The organism is Streptomyces griseocarneus (assembly GCF_014655595.1).
In the GTDB taxonomy this organism is placed as follows: domain Bacteria; phylum Actinomycetota; class Actinomycetes; order Streptomycetales; family Streptomycetaceae; genus Streptomyces; species Streptomyces griseocarneus.
This window is the reverse complement of sequence record NZ_BNBL01000008.1, coordinates 74019-87753: the sequence shown is the minus strand read 5'-3', so window position 1 is coordinate 87753 and position 13735 is coordinate 74019. Positions and strand designations below refer to the sequence as shown.

Genomic DNA, 13735 nt, shown 5'->3' with positions numbered 1-13735 from the left:
GTCGGTCCGGTCTCGGCCACCGTGCCGCCGATGACGGGCCCTCCCTTGGCCGAGTAGGGGCAAGGGGGGCCCGCACGGGGGGCCCGGCAAGGTACCGTCGATAGGCAAGCACCCGGGTTCGCAGAGCAAGGCGGATCCCAGGCGAAGGGGAAGCACCTCGTGGCACGCATCGGTGACGGCGGCGACCTGCTCAAGTGCTCGTTCTGCGGCAAGAGCCAGAAGCAGGTGAAGAAGCTCATCGCGGGTCCTGGTGTGTACATCTGCGACGAGTGCATCGACCTCTGCAACGAGATCATCGAGGAAGAGCTCGCGGAGACCTCCGAGGTCCGCTGGGAGGAGCTTCCCAAGCCGCGCGAGATCTACGAGTTCCTCGAGGGCTATGTGGTGGGCCAGGAGGCGGCCAAGAAGGCCCTGTCCGTGGCCGTCTACAACCACTACAAGCGTGTCCAGGCCGGCGAGAACGGCGGCCACAACCGCGACGACGGCATCGAGCTCGCCAAGTCCAACATCCTGCTGCTCGGCCCCACGGGCTCCGGCAAGACGCTGCTCGCGCAAACGCTGGCCCGCATGCTGAACGTCCCCTTCGCGATCGCCGACGCCACGGCCCTGACGGAGGCCGGCTACGTCGGCGAGGACGTCGAGAACATCCTCCTGAAGCTGATCCAGGCCGCCGACTACGACGTCAAGAAGGCCGAGACCGGCATCATCTACATCGATGAGATCGACAAGGTCGCTCGAAAGAGCGAAAATCCGTCGATCACACGGGACGTGTCGGGCGAGGGCGTCCAGCAGGCCCTGCTCAAGATCCTCGAGGGCACCACGGCCTCCGTCCCGCCGCAGGGCGGCCGCAAGCACCCGCACCAGGAATTCATCCAGATCGACACGACGAACGTCCTGTTCATCGTGGGCGGCGCCTTCTCCGGCCTGGAGAAGATCATCGAGTCGCGCGCGGGCGCCAAGGGCATCGGCTTCGGCGCCACGATCCGCTCCAAGCGCGAGATCGAGGCCAGCGACCAGTTCCAGGAGGTCATGCCGGAGGACCTGGTGAAGTTCGGGATGATCCCCGAGTTCATCGGCCGCCTCCCGGTCATCACCAGCGTCCACAACCTCGACCGCGAGGCCCTGCTGCAGATCCTGGTCGAGCCGCGCAACGCCCTGGTGAAGCAGTACCAGCGGCTCTTCGAACTCGACGGCGTGGAGCTGGACTTCGACCGCCCGGCCCTCGAGGCCATCGCCGACCAGGCGATCCTGCGCGGCACCGGCGCGCGGGGCCTGCGCGCCATCATGGAAGAGGTCCTGATGTCGGTGATGTACGAGGTCCCGTCCCGCAAGGACGTCGCCCGGGTCGTGATCACCGCGGACGTCGTGCAGTCGAACGTCAACCCGACGCTGGTTCCGCGCACGCGCGGCAACGAGCCGGGGGAGCGGCACGAGAAGAGCGCGTAGCGCTCGCCAGTACTCACGGAGGAGGGGGCGCCCGGCCGGATGGCGGGGCGCCCCCTCAGCGGTTTGTCGTGAGGACTCAGCCGCCGTGGACGAAGATCTCTTCGGCAGTGGACACGGTGACAGCCGCCTCCAGCCAATACCCCAGGGTGTCCATGTAGGCGCAGGTCATGATGCGCTCACGGACTGCGGGTGGCGTTCACCCGTTCGGGCGGTGCTCCCCGATGTGCCGCAGGGCGGCCTCGAGTGCGTCGCCCGCCGCCGTCGGGATGTCCGGGACGACGCCGACGCCCTCCCAGTTGGTCCCGGTGACGGTGCTGATGGTGCGGGCGGAGGGCACGGTGACGGTGATGTGCTCGGTGACGGGGTAACGGGCGGTGGGGTGGGCGCCGCCGCGGGTCGTCTCGCCGACGAGCGTGGCGCGGCCGTGCGCCTGGAGGGTGTAGGAGATGTCCTCGCCGGCGGAGAAGGTGGTGGCGCTGGTGAGGACGTACACGGGCCGGTCGAGGTAGCGCGGCGCGGGCAGGTGGGAGGCGGTCCAGTACTGGCGGGTGGTGTCGGTGGCGCGCTCGTAGATGTCGTTGAGGTGCGTCGAGTCGTCGGGGAAGAAGTAGCTGCACCAGATGGCGGCCCCTTCGGGTGCGCCACCGCGGCACTCGCGCAGGTCGAGGACGAGCGCGCGGGTGCTCGCCACCAGCTCCATGGCGGCGCCGATCGTACGGGCCCCTTCGCTGGGGTAGGCGACGCGCCGGACGTCGAGGTAGCCGACCCCGCCCTCGATCCCGTCGTTCAGGAACTCGAAGCGCTGCACGCCCTGGTTCTCGCGCCGCATGAGCGCCAGGAACGCCGCTTTCCCGTCGTCCTCGTCGGCCGGCTCCATGGACTGCGGCTCGTCCTGCCACAGCAACCGCAAATGCCGGTCGGGACAGGCCTGTTGGAGATCGGCGGTGACGGCCTCGCAGAGGGCGGGGCCGGCGAGCTCGTCGTACGCCCCGTCGGCGAGGCGGGCCCGGAGCGCGCTGTCCATGGCGTCGACCCGTTCGGGGAAGACGTATCCGGCGGCGATGCGGTCGAGGGCGCGGCCGATTATGTGGGCGGGAGAAAGGGTATTGGCAGGCATGGCCGGTGATCGTAGCTGGCATGTCGGCGAGTGATCCTGGATTTTTCGCCGGGATGCGGGAGGCCTGAGTAGCGATCTGAGTAGGAGCGCTCAGGGCGGGGCTCGGCGGGGGCGGCATGCTGGGGGCATGACCACGCCCCCTCCCGCCTGTCCGCCGCCGTACCCGCCGCACCCGGGCTACCCACCTCCCTTCCCGCCCGCGCTCCCGCTTCCGGTGGCCCGGCAGCGGACGCGCGGGGCCGTGGTGGCCGGGGTCGTCGCGGTGATCGTGCTCGTGCTGGCGGCCGGGGGCGGCGCGGCCTGGTGGCTGACGCGCGGCGACGACGGTCCGCTGGCCGGCCGGCCGCGGGTGACGGACGAGGCGGCCGGGATCTCCTACGCGATACCCGAGGGCTGGAAGCACGAGGAGAAGAAGAAGCTCATCAGCGCCTTCACCTCGTCGATCACCGGGAAGCCCAGCGAGGGTGCGGGCACGGGCGGGAGCGGGAGCCAGGGCGGGAGCGTCGTCCTCGCCGGCCGGGCCGGGGCCATCCCCGAGGCCGACCTGCAGCGGCAGGCAGAGCGGGCGGCCCGCTCGAACGCCGAGTTCTTCTATCCGGACGGCAGCTCGACACGGGAGGAGTCCCGCCCGACGGCGGTCAGCGGCCGCCCCGCGCACACGGTGGTGATGAAGGTGAACGACGGCAAGGGCGGCGAGGCCCACCTCCGCATGACCCTCATCGCGGTGGACGCCACCCACTCTGCCTTCCTCCTCGGCCTCACCCAGCCGGCCGGCCCGAGCGCGAACCGGACGGTCGACGAGGTGCTCGAGAGCGCCACCGTGAGCGGGGCCGCGAGCTAGCGGCGTGCCGCCTGCCGCCCAACCGCCGCCCGGACGGCATGCGCCGGAGCCGGTCCGCCGCATGGGGGAACGGGCGGGTCGGATGTAATGCCGGCATGGAGATGTGGTGGTACTCCCTTCCGGAGCCGACGCGTGAGCGGGTGGACGGTCTCGTGCTGCGGGACAGCCGGATCCTGGCGGTGCGCGAGACGTGGGAAGGGGTGAAGACGCTGTGGGGCGATTCCCGGGCGCCGCGCCCCGGCCTGTACGACTGCGAGGCCGTGGTGGCGGCCCGGTACGAGGCCCTGGCCGACCGGATCGTCCGCACGCCGGAACCGCCACGGGACGTGGAGACGCTGGTCGCCCGCGTTGCCGGGCTTCCCGGCCGCCCGGTGGCGGTGGAGGCGATCTGGGACGGCGACACGAGCGGCTGGTTCGTGGTCCTGGTCGCCCTCTTCGACGACCCGCGGAACGAGGTGGAGCTGGCACTGATCCGCCGCGGCCCGGACACGGACGGAATGTGGCCCCAGGCCAAGGAGGCCGCGGCCACCGGCAAGGCCCTGGCCGAACGCTTCGACGTGCCCTTCCACTTCCCCAGCCCCGACGCCCCCGACGACGAGGCCCCCCGCTGGCGAGCCCCCGAGCGCTAGCCGTGCTGCTGCCGCAGGCGCAGCTTGCGCCACTCCACCTCTTCGACAGTCATCGGGGCCGTGATGCTGTTGACGTCACCGATCCGGAGGTTGCCCGGGGTGAGGTACTCGTCGCGCTCGCCGATGACGCTGACGGCTACCTGTGACTCGGGCTGCCAGAACCAGCGGTAGTGCGGCGACTGGTCCGAAGGGACCTCGACGAGCGGTGTGCCGCGCTTCGCCAGCAGACGCTGCAGCTTCTCGAACCGCAGCCGCCGCTCGAACCGGCCGTACCGGGCCCGGAGCGTCTTCTCGACGGCATCGCTCCGCCCGTATGCGAGCCGGTGCACCTGCAGCGTGAAGTGGTGGCCCGCCCACGGGTGCTCGGCGGACTCGCGGCTCCAGAAGAACTCCGTCAAACCGTAGTCACGCCACATGTTGTGGACGTCGAAGGAGTTCTCGGCGAAGTCCGGCCCCAGGAGCTTCGCCACCTGGTCGGGGGTGTCCGTCGGCTTCGCGCCGAGGACTGTTCCTGAGGTGATGACGTCCATGTAGAACGCCAGGGAGTAGGGCGTCATGGTCAGGTGGTGGGGGCCTGGGGGGTCACGAACGAGCCCATGCCGGGCGTCGTGACGATCAGGCCTTCCTTCCTGAGGGCCGCAGTGACCTTTCGGACCGTTACGCGAGCGACATCGAACTCCTGCTCCATGCGGACCTCGGAGATCAGGTGGTTCGGCGGGTACTCGCCGGTTGCGATGCGATGCCGGATGACATCGGCGATCTGGATCCACTTGGGGCGCGTCGGGTCGTACTCCATCACGGCAGGGAGGGTATGTATTCGCACCCAATCGAACATAGAGGCCCGAACGAGTATCTAGCTATAGACAGGGGCCTCAAGGCGCCTACAGTGGCCTCAATCACAAGACCCCCGCGACCGTGCGACCGGTCCGGGGGCGTGTCCACCAGCTAACAAGGAGCTGATGACGTGAGGGACTCTATCGCCCGCTTGGTTCGTCGAGTAAGGGCGGCGTTCTCACCGCGCAGAATTACGGTGGCGGCTGCCGAGACTCCGTCGGAACCGCAGGCCGTCTTCGCCCTGGTCACCCCCCACGGCATCGACATCCGGCGCCATCACGCCGAACCGGTCGTATGCCGCTGCCCTGTGCCCGAGCGTCAACCCGTCCCGGAGACGGGCGCGTTGGTCATCGACGCGCGCCTCGACAAGGTCGGCCAGGTCATGGGCCACGAAGGCCCCCGGCTGCAACTCCGACCACCGCGCGGCGGCCGGGAGTGGGAGGCGGCGCCCGAAGACGTACGACCCGTCACCCACGCGGAGTCGGCCGGGAGGTGGGGGAGTTGACTGCTCACACCGTGATCCGGTGGGCCGACTGGACGATCGGGCCCGACGTGACGCCAGAGGCGCCGGCCGTCGACTTCGCGATGCGGTGCACCACGTGCGGTGCGTCGTCCGGGGCCGACGAGGTATTCGAGACCGCGCGCGACTGGGCCTTCCGGCATTTAGGGCGCAACCCGTCCCACACGGCCTTCCGTGAGATCATCCACCGGCCCTGGCGTGCAACGCTTGTCAGGTGAAGCAAACGGCCGCCGCGATGCCGGGCTCGGACATCGCGGCGGCCGTCGCCTGTCACTTTTCCTTGCGGACCGCGTTGCGGATCTCGGCCGTGGCTTCGGCGAGGTCCTTGGCCGACATGACGTTGCCGGAGGCGGAGGTGACGGTTCCGGCGATGCCGCCGGACGTCTTGGTGACCTGGTGCTCGACGACGCCGACCGCGCTGCTGTCGGCCCAGACGCAGGTGCTGACCTCCGTGTGGGTCGACGTGGGGCCGGCGGTCCTGTCGGCCTTCTGGGTCAGGCACTTCATGACCGTGCCGTCGAAGTCGCCCGGGTGATAGGCGGCGGTCGGTGAGACGGTCTCGATATTCGCCTTGAACGTCTCCGCGCTGCGCTTCTGGTTCTCGTCCATCTTCGCGAGCATCGCGTCCGCCGTCTTGGCGGGGTCGGCGATCTCGCCGTAGAGGCCGGTCACCCGGAGCTTCTGCTTCTCGTCGTTGCGGTAAGCACCCTTCACGGCCATGCCGTTGACGATGCCCATCGCCTTGGCCTTGGCGTCGTTGCTGATGTCCTCGGTCTCTTTCATGCCGTCGACGGACTGCTTGGTGTACTTCCCGTCGAGCAGCTTCTCCGGCATCACGATCGTGTACGGCTTCACCTTGCCGTCGCTCTCGCTCCCGCCCGTGAAGAACAGGACGCCGCCCACGATCGCGCCGACCACGACAACGGCGCCGACCGCGAGACCGATCACCTTGCCCTTGCCGCCGCCCTGTCCGCCCTGGGGCTGCATGGGCGGCATCGGCTGCTGGCCGTAGTACGGGCCCGGCTGCTGAGGCGGGCCCCAGGCTCCGGGCTGGCCGGGCTGGCCGGGCTGGCCGTACGGCTGCGGCTGCTGCGGCGGTATCGGCGGTGGCGGGCCGTACGGGCCCGGCTGGTTGTGGCTCATGTGAATCCCCCGTAGGGCCGTCGCCGGCCTACTTCTCCTTGCGGACCTCGTTGCGGACCTTGGCGGTGGCCTCGGAGAGTTCCTGGGCCGACATGACGTTGCCGGTGGCGCCCGTGGGGCCCGTGCTTCCGGACAGGCCGCCCGAGACCTTCGAGATCGAGTGCCGGACCATGCCGACCGCGCTCGAGTCGCCCCAGATGCAGATGCTGACGTCGGCGGAGCTGGTCATCGCGCCCATGGAGACCGTGGACTTCTTGGTCTCGCACTTCACGACCGTGCCGTCGAAGCCGCTCGGAGTGAACGTGGTCCAGGGAGTGACCGTCTCGACCTGCGCCTTGAACTGGGACTGGCTCTTCTTCGCGCCCTCGTCCATCTTGGCGATCATGGCGTCGACCGTCTTCTGGGGGTCGGAGAGCTCGCCGTACGCGCCCGCGACATAAAGCGTCTGCTTCTGGTCGTTGGTGTAGTTGCCCTTGACGCCCGTGCCGTTGGAGATGCCCATCTCCTTGGCGGACTTGTCGTCGGTGATGTCCTCGGTGTCCTTGCCGGCCGAGGCGCCCGGCGTCGTGCTCTTGGTGTACTTCCCGTCGAGCAACTTCTCCGGCATCACCATCGTGTACGGCTTCACCTCACCGTCACCGCCCCCGGCGCCCGTGAAGAAGACGACGCCGCCCACGATGGCGCCCACCACCACGAGGGCGCCCACCACGATGCCGATCGTCTTGCCCTTGCCGCCGCCCTGGGGCGGCATCGGCGGCGGGTACTGGCCCGGAACGCCCGGCATGCCCGGCTGCTGGCCGTACGGGCCCGGCATGCCCGGCTGTTGCGGCTGGCCCCAGCCGCCCGGGTGCGGCTGCTGCGGCGGGGCGCCGTACGGCGCCGCCGGCGCCGGGGGCTGCTGCGGGTAGCCGTAACCGGGGGCACCGGGCTGGCCGTACGGGGCCGGCTGCTGGGGAGGCTGGCCGTAGGGGCCCGGCTGCTGGGGGTAGGTCATCGTGTCTCTCTTCGGTGGGGGCGTGCGCGACAGCGGTGGGGGTGCTCACGCGACAGATGGTCAACATCCTTGCGGATGGCTTATCCCAGCCTTACCTCGGGGACGCAACGGTTTCGGAACAGTCCCGTCTCCGTTGCCGGGGCCGACCGTTACGGGATTTCGACGCGCGTCTCGCGGCGCAGCTTCGCCGTGAGGTCGGCCGCGGTGTCGAGGGGGATGTCCTCCTCGTTGAGGACCTTCGCCGCGTCGACCACGAAGACGCTGCCGACCGTGCTGTGGTCGGCCCAGATGCACAGCGGCATCTTGATGGGCTTGGGCGCCGTGGCGTCCTTGATCTCCGTCCTCTGGCACTTCATCACGGCGCCGTCGTCGAGCCCCGCGGGGGTGACGGCCTCCGGCTTGCCCTCGAGCTTGGTCTTGCTGTCGTCCTTGGAGGCCAGCGAGACGCTCAGGAACATGCTGTCCACGGTGCTCTCGGGGTTGGCGACCTCGCCCCAAAGGCCGCTCAGGCGCAGGGCCTTGCGGGTGAGGGCTGCGCCGTCGGTCTTCCACGCGCCGGCGATGCTCTGCGCGTTCTTGATGCCGACGATGGCGAGCTGGCTCTTGTCCTTGCCGGCGAAGCCGTCGTTGCTGCCGCTGGCGTCGTACTTGTACTCGCCGAGGACGGTGTCCGGAGTGGCGATCTTGTAGCGCTTGCCGGCGACCGGAGTCGGGGACGGGGCGGCGCTGCTCGCGCTCGCCGACGGGGTGTCGCTCGCCTTGGGCTTGGCGTCGTCGGACTTGTCGTCCTTGCCGCCCAGGAGGACGATGCCGCCGCCCACGATCGCGCCGACGAGGATGACGGCGCCGACCGCGATGCCGATGGCCTTGCCCTTGCCGCCGCCCTGCGGGGGCACCGGCGGGGGCATCTGCGGCGGGTACTGGCCGGGCATGCCCGGTCCGCCCGGCATGCCCGGCTGCTGGGCGTACGGGTTCGGCTGGGCGTACTGCCCCGGCTGGGCGTACGGGTTGGGCTGGGGCTGCCCCTGGGGCTGCTGAGGCGGCAGCGGCGGCTGCTGAGGAGGCTGCTGCGGCGGTATGCCACCGCCGTACGGGTTCGGCTGCTGGTCGGTCATCGTTGCCTTCGCGTCTCTCACCGCCACGGGACTCGCGGCGGTACGGTTGCGCGCCATCCTCGCCGATGGCGCGTCGCGCTACTTCTTCGGGATCTCCACCCGCAGGTCCTGGCGGAGCTTCGCGGTGAGCTGGCCCGCTTCGTCCAGTGATGTCTCCTTGCCCGCCATGGCGGTTGCCATGTCGACGGAGAACACCGCCGCGGTGGTGCTGTGGTCGGCCCAGACGCACAGCTGCATCATGGGGTGCTCGCCGCCCGGCGTGTTGGCGGCTACCAGACGGACCGCCTGGCACTTCATCACGCCGTCGTCGAAGCCGCTCGGGGAGACCGTCCTCGGGCTGCCGGTGAGCTCCAGCTGGCTGGACTTCTTGCTGTTGGCGGTGCGCATGCCGGTGAGCATGTTGTCCACCACGGCCTCGGGCTTCTTGATGCGTCCCCAGGCGCCCATGAACCTGAGCTGCTTGCCGGTGAGCTTCGCGCCGGGGGTCTGGTACACCCCCGTGACGGTCTCGGGGTCGGCCACCCCCATGCCCCTGAGGTCGTCCTTCGCGGCCGCGCCGAACTCCGGCAGCTTCGCCTCGCGGTCCAGCTCGTACTCGCCGACGACCTTCTCCGGCGTCGTCAGCTTGTAGCGCTTGCCGTCGTCGGGGACCGAGCTGCCGCCCGCGAAGAAGAGGAAGCCGCCGATCACGACGGCACCGACGACGATCACCGCGCCGAGCGCGATGCCGATGGCCTTGCCCTTGCCGCCGCCGTGCGGCGGGACCGGCGGCGGGTACGGAGCCGGGTACTGAGCCGGGTACGGAGCCTGCTGCATCCCCGGATGGCCGTACGGACCGGGATAGCCGTAGCCGCCGGGCTGCTGCCCGTAGGCGCCGGGCTGCCCGTACGCACCCTGCTGTCCGTACCCGCCGGGCTGTCCGTAGGGGGTCGGCTGCTGAGGCGGCTGCGGCGATATGCCGCCTCCGTACGGGCCCGGCTGCTGGTGGCTCATCGTTGCCTCTGCGACTCGACCGACATGGGTAGGCCATCCTTCACGATCGTTTATCCGTCGCTTACGGCGGGGCCGGGCCGGGGCGGAAACGGGTTCGTGAGCTGTCACCCCCGCCCCGTAGAATTCCCCCCGTGACCGAGAACACTCAGCAGACACCAGACAGCGCCCCCGAACTGCCGACCCAGTACGCGCCGGCCGCGGTAGAGGGACCGCTGTACGAGCGCTGGGTAGAGCGCGGTTACTTCACTGCCGATGCCAAGAGCGACAAGCCCGCGTACACCATCGTCATCCCCCCGCCGAACGTCACCGGCTCGCTCCACCTGGGCCACGCCTTCCAGCACACGCTGATGGACGCCCTCACCCGGCGCAAGCGCATGCAGGGCTTCGAGGCGCTGTGGCTGCCGGGCATGGACCACGCCGGCATCGCCACGCAGAACGTGGTCGAGCGCGAGCTCGGCAAGGAGGGCGTCTCCCGCCACGACCTGGGCCGCGAGGCGTTCACCGAGCGCGTGTGGCAGTGGAAGGAGGAGTACGGCGGCAAGATCCTCGGCCAGATGCGCCGCCTCGGTGACGGCGTCGACTGGAGCCGTGAGCGCTTCACCATGGACGAGGGCCTCTCCAAGGCCGTCCAGACGATCTTCAAGAAGCTCTACGACGACGAGCTGATCTACCGCGCCGAGCGCATCATCAACTGGTGCCCGCGCTGCCTCACCGCGATCTCCGACATCGAGGTCGAGTACCAGGACGACGACGGCGAGCTCGTCTCCATCACGTACGGCGAGGGCGAGGACACGCTGGTCGTCGCCACGACCCGGGCCGAGACGATGCTGGGCGACACCGCCGTGGCCGTCCACCCGGACGACGAGCGCTACGCCCACCTCATCGGCAAGCGGATCAAGCTGCCGCTGACCGACCGCTCGATCCCGGTCGTCGCCGACACCCACGTCGACCCCGAGTTCGGCACCGGCGCCGTCAAGGTCACGCCGGCCCACGACCCCAACGACTTCGCCATCGGCCAGCGCCACGGCCTGGAGTCGATGACGGTCATGGACGAGCGCGGCGTGATCACCGTCCATGGCCCGTTCCTCGGCCTGGACCGTTTCGAGGCCCGTTCCGCGATCGTCGGCGCCCTGCGCGCCGAGGGCCGGATCGTGGCCGAGAAGCGCCCGTACGTCCACTCCGTCGGCCACTGCTCGCGCTGCAAGACGACGCTCGAGCCGCGCCTGTCCATGCAGTGGTGGGTCAAGGTCGAGCCGCTCGCCAAGGCGGCCGGCGACGCCGTGCGCGACGGCAAGGTCCAGATCCACCCGGCCGACATGTCGAAGCGCTACTTCGACTGGGTCGACAACATGCACGACTGGTGCATCTCGCGCCAGCTGTGGTGGGGCCACCGCATCCCCGTCTGGTACGGCCCGGACGGCGAGACCGTCTGCGTCGGTCCCGACGAGCAGCCGCCGGCCGGCGAGGGCTGGACGCAGGACCCGGACGTCCTGGACACCTGGTTCTCCTCCGGTCTGTGGCCCTTCTCCACGCTCGGCTGGCCGGAGAAGACCCCGGACCTGGAGAAGTTCTACGCCACCGACGTCCTGCTGACGGGCCACGACATCATCTTCTTCTGGGTCGCCCGGATGATGATGTTCGGCCTGTACGCGATGGACGGCGAGCCGCCGTTCCACACGATCGCGCTCACCGGTCTGGTCCGTGACCAGTTCGGCAAGAAGATGTCGAAGTCGTCGGGCACCGCCGTCGACCCCCTGGACTGGATGAACGAGTACGGCTCCGACGCCGTCCGCTTCACCCTGGCCAAGGGCGCGAACCCGGGCACCGACGTGCCGATCGGCGAGGACTGGGTCCAGGCCTCCCGCAACTTCGCCAACAAGATCTGGAACGCCACCCGCTTCGCGCTGATGAACGGCGCCACGGTCGAGGGCGAGCTGCCGCCGGCCGAGGAGCTGTCGGCCACCGACCGCTGGATCCTCTCCCGCCTCAACGCCGCCATCGCGGAAGCCGACGCGTACTACGACGACTACCAGTTCGCCAAGCTCACCGACGCCCTCTACCACTTCGCGTGGGACGAGGTCTTCGACTGGTACGTCGAGCTGTCCAAGACCACGTTCATGGGCGGCGGCGAGCCGGCCAAGGTCTCCGCGCGCGTGCTCGGCGAGGTCCTCGACGTCACGCTCCGGCTGCTGCACCCGGTGATGCCCTTCGTCACCGAGGCGCTGTGGACCACGCTCACCGGCAAGGAGTCGGTCGTCGTCGCCGACTGGCCCAAGGACAGCGGGTTCCGTGACGCCGGGGCCGAGACCGAGATCGAGAACCTCCAGCAGGTGATCACCGAGGTCCGCCGCTTCCGCTCCGACCAGGGCCTCCAGCCCGGTCAGCGCGTCCCGGCGAAGCTGGACCTGTCCGGCACCTCGCTCGCCGCCCACGAGGGCGCGATCCGCCAGCTGCTGCGCCTGCAGCCGGCCGAGGACGGCTTCCACGCCACCGCGACCCTGACGATCGCCGGTGCCACGGTCGCCCTCGACCTGTCCGGCACGATCGACGTCGAGGCCGAGCGCAAGCGCCTGGCCAAGGCGCTGGCCGCGGCCGAGAAGGACAAGGCGCAGTGCACGGCCAAGCTCGGCAACGAGGCGTTCCTCGCCAAGGCCGCCGAGGCGGCCGTGGAGAAGATCCGCACGCGTCTGTCGAAGGCCGAGGCCGACATCGAGCGGATCACCGCCCAGCTCGAGGGCCTGCCCAAGGGCTGACGCCCCCGGGCAGACGTTCGAGGGCTAGCGCGCCCGGGGTCCCGTACGGCCCGGGCGCGCCCACGGCTTCGTACGACCCGGATCCCACATGGGGCCCCACGGCCCCTCCACAGGCTCCTCGTCCACCCGGTCGAGGGGCCTGTGCTGGTTCCGGTCCCGGCGGTCGCGTACGGGCGCGAACAGCACGTACGCCGTCGAGACCACCACGAACCCCAGCCGGATCAGGCCCTTGACCGACTCGTCCGGCACGACGAACACGCTGCCGTAGAGCACCAGCAGCGCGATCCAGCTCCACCACGGCACCAGCCGCCGCTGACCGCACACGTCCCACAGCAGGGTGCCCAGCAGCACGGAGGCGGTGTAGTAGGTGTAGACGCTGGGGTCCAGGACGATGCGGGCGTTGGCGCCCAGCAGCACCACCGCCGCCCACCGGCCGCGCCAGACGGCGATCGCGCCCAGGCCCAGACCGAGCGCGGCCTGGGCGGGCCGGGCCCAGTGGGGGGTCTCGGGGTCGTTGGCGCCCAGCCAGCGCAGCGCGGACGCCGGGTTGTTGGGGATGGTGAACTTCGCCGCGGCGAACGACTGCGGGTCGACGATGAAGAACGGCAGCCACGCCACCGCCACCAGTCCCACGCACCACAGGCCCGCGCGCAGCCACCGCTCCTTCGGCAGGGCCAGCAGCAGCGGCAGGAACGCCAGCGCGGTGGGCTTGGAGTCCAGGGCCAGGGCCATGCAGATGCCGGTCGCGGCCGCGTTGCAGCGCGTGAGGTAGTAGACCGCGAGCGCGGTGAAGAACAGCGCGAGGACGTCGTCCAGATGGGCGAAGCGGACCGACACCTCGATCCACATGGGGATGAAGGCCAGGCCCGCGACGAGCACCCGCTGCCGCAGCCGCTGGTGGTTGGTGCCGGTGCCCAGGAAGTGGCGGGCGGCGCTGCGGCCGGCGAGGACCAGGATCACCAGGCCCAGGCCCGACATGAAGGCCTCGGCCAGCACCTGCCCGACCTGGGCCGGGAAGGGGTTGAACAGCCCCGCCACCAGGAAGCTGACGGGGCCCATCTGCAGCTCGGGGTGGCGGGCGTAGAGGTTGAGCCCGCCGTCGCCCGAGGAGCCGCCCTCGTAGATCAGCTCACCGCCGGTGCGCAGGTAGTGCCAGGAGAAGCCGCCGCTGGGCTCGACGACGATGAACCAGAGCACTGCCCACGCGGTGAGCAGCAGCAAGTGCATCCGCGAGCTGAGTTCCGGTATTCGCACAACGCTCCGTTCCGCCACCCGGAACCGTTCCGGGCATAGATATCACCGGCGGTCAGATGGCGGAACGGCACGCAAAGTTGTCCCGTCGGTCATTTC

Annotated in this window: 14 protein-coding genes; 6 read left to right on the top strand and 8 right to left on the bottom strand. The window is 70.0% G+C overall.

Annotated features, from left to right (window positions below; all coding sequences use genetic code 11):
- The first annotated feature begins 159 nt into the window (after positions 1–159).
- Complete coding sequence (gene clpX, locus IE295_RS20835; RefSeq protein WP_086566545.1) at positions 160–1446, top strand: ATP-dependent Clp protease ATP-binding subunit ClpX; 1287 nt, start codon at positions 160–162, stop codon at positions 1444–1446.
- Positions 1447–1642: 196 nt separating this feature from the next.
- Here the strand turns inward: clpX and IE295_RS20830 are convergent, their stop codons facing one another.
- Complete coding sequence (locus IE295_RS20830) at positions 1643–2563, bottom strand: S41 family peptidase (protein WP_190065228.1); 921 nt, start codon at positions 2561–2563, stop codon at positions 1643–1645.
- A 127-nt stretch (positions 2564–2690) separates the two neighbouring features.
- Between IE295_RS20830 and IE295_RS20825 the strand changes: the two genes are divergently transcribed.
- Complete coding sequence (locus IE295_RS20825) at positions 2691–3404, top strand: APA family fibronectin-binding glycoprotein (RefSeq protein ID WP_190065227.1); 714 nt, start codon at positions 2691–2693, stop codon at positions 3402–3404.
- A gap of 95 nt (positions 3405–3499) precedes the next feature.
- On the top strand, positions 3500–4033 hold the full coding sequence (locus tag IE295_RS20820; protein ID WP_190065226.1) for a hypothetical protein: 534 nt from the start codon (positions 3500–3502) through the stop codon (positions 4031–4033).
- On the opposite strand, the gene IE295_RS20815 is transcribed toward IE295_RS20820, so the two are convergent.
- Both IE295_RS20815 and IE295_RS20810 read right to left on the bottom strand, forming a co-directional pair.
- Complete coding sequence (locus tag IE295_RS20815) at positions 4030–4590, bottom strand: hypothetical protein (RefSeq protein WP_190065225.1); 561 nt, start codon at positions 4588–4590, stop codon at positions 4030–4032. The genes IE295_RS20820 and IE295_RS20815 overlap by 4 nt on opposite strands.
- 2 nt (positions 4591–4592) lie before the next feature.
- Positions 4593–4829, bottom strand: a complete 237-nt coding sequence (locus tag IE295_RS20810) for a GntR family transcriptional regulator (RefSeq protein ID WP_263453823.1) — start codon at positions 4827–4829, stop codon at positions 4593–4595.
- Between the two features lie 234 nt (positions 4830–5063).
- Here IE295_RS20810 and IE295_RS34290 point away from each other — a divergent pair, with 234 nt between their 5' ends.
- Complete coding sequence (locus IE295_RS34290; protein WP_224323351.1) at positions 5064–5372, top strand: hypothetical protein; 309 nt, start codon at positions 5064–5066, stop codon at positions 5370–5372.
- Positions 5369–5605 (top strand): DUF7848 domain-containing protein, encoded by a 237-nt coding sequence (locus tag IE295_RS20800; protein WP_190065223.1) that lies wholly within the window; start codon positions 5369–5371, stop codon positions 5603–5605. Before IE295_RS34290 ends, IE295_RS20800 begins: the two co-directional genes overlap by 4 nt.
- Positions 5606–5657: 52 nt before the next feature.
- Here the strand turns inward: IE295_RS20800 and IE295_RS20795 are convergent, their stop codons facing one another.
- The 4 genes from IE295_RS20795 to IE295_RS20780 form a co-directional block, all read right to left on the bottom strand.
- On the bottom strand, positions 5658–6530 hold the full coding sequence (locus IE295_RS20795) for a hypothetical protein (RefSeq protein ID WP_190065222.1): 873 nt from the start codon (positions 6528–6530) through the stop codon (positions 5658–5660).
- Between the two features lie 28 nt (positions 6531–6558).
- Positions 6559–7524 (bottom strand): hypothetical protein, encoded by a 966-nt coding sequence (locus tag IE295_RS20790; RefSeq protein ID WP_190065221.1) that lies wholly within the window; start codon positions 7522–7524, stop codon positions 6559–6561.
- A 149-nt stretch (positions 7525–7673) separates the two neighbouring features.
- Positions 7674–8639, bottom strand: coding sequence for a hypothetical protein (locus IE295_RS20785; protein WP_190065220.1), 966 nt, complete (start codon positions 8637–8639; stop codon positions 7674–7676).
- A 78-nt stretch (positions 8640–8717) separates the two neighbouring features.
- On the bottom strand, positions 8718–9632 hold the full coding sequence (locus IE295_RS20780; protein WP_190065219.1) for a hypothetical protein: 915 nt from the start codon (positions 9630–9632) through the stop codon (positions 8718–8720).
- A gap of 131 nt (positions 9633–9763) precedes the next feature.
- Between IE295_RS20780 and IE295_RS20775 the strand changes: the two genes are divergently transcribed.
- Positions 9764–12385, top strand: a complete 2622-nt coding sequence (locus IE295_RS20775; protein WP_190065218.1) for a valine--tRNA ligase — start codon at positions 9764–9766, stop codon at positions 12383–12385.
- A 24-nt stretch (positions 12386–12409) separates the two neighbouring features.
- Here the strand turns inward: IE295_RS20775 and IE295_RS20770 are convergent, their stop codons facing one another.
- The gene (locus tag IE295_RS20770) at positions 12410–13612 is read right to left on the bottom strand and encodes a hypothetical protein (RefSeq protein WP_190065420.1); all 1203 of its coding nucleotides are present in this window, start codon (positions 13610–13612) and stop codon (positions 12410–12412) included.
- Positions 13613–13735 lie beyond the last annotated feature (123 nt).

What these genes read in the sequence shown, in the direction of transcription:
- IE295_RS20790 (WP_190065221.1), bottom strand. Translation starts at nt 7,524, where the DNA reads ATGACCTACCCCCAGCAGCCGGGCCCCTACGGCCAGCCTCCCCAGCAG.
- IE295_RS20780 (WP_190065219.1), bottom strand. Translation starts at nt 9,632, where the DNA reads ATGAGCCACCAGCAGCCGGGCCCGTACGGAGGCGGCATATCGCCGCAG.
- IE295_RS20830 (WP_190065228.1), bottom strand. Translation starts at nt 2,563, where the DNA reads ATGCCTGCCAATACCCTTTCTCCCGCCCACATAATCGGCCGCGCCCTC.
- IE295_RS20815 (WP_190065225.1), bottom strand. Translation starts at nt 4,590, where the DNA reads ATGACGCCCTACTCCCTGGCGTTCTACATGGACGTCATCACCTCAGGA.
- IE295_RS20770 (WP_190065420.1), bottom strand. Translation starts at nt 13,612, where the DNA reads ATGCACTTGCTGCTGCTCACCGCGTGGGCAGTGCTCTGGTTCATCGTC.
- IE295_RS20820 (WP_190065226.1), top strand. Translation starts at nt 3,500, where the DNA reads ATGGAGATGTGGTGGTACTCCCTTCCGGAGCCGACGCGTGAGCGGGTG.
- IE295_RS20785 (WP_190065220.1), bottom strand. Translation starts at nt 8,639, where the DNA reads ATGACCGACCAGCAGCCGAACCCGTACGGCGGTGGCATACCGCCGCAG.
- IE295_RS20810 (WP_263453823.1), bottom strand. Translation starts at nt 4,829, where the DNA reads ATGGAGTACGACCCGACGCGCCCCAAGTGGATCCAGATCGCCGATGTC.
- IE295_RS20825 (WP_190065227.1), top strand. Translation starts at nt 2,691, where the DNA reads ATGACCACGCCCCCTCCCGCCTGTCCGCCGCCGTACCCGCCGCACCCG.
- IE295_RS20795 (WP_190065222.1), bottom strand. Translation starts at nt 6,530, where the DNA reads ATGAGCCACAACCAGCCGGGCCCGTACGGCCCGCCACCGCCGATACCG.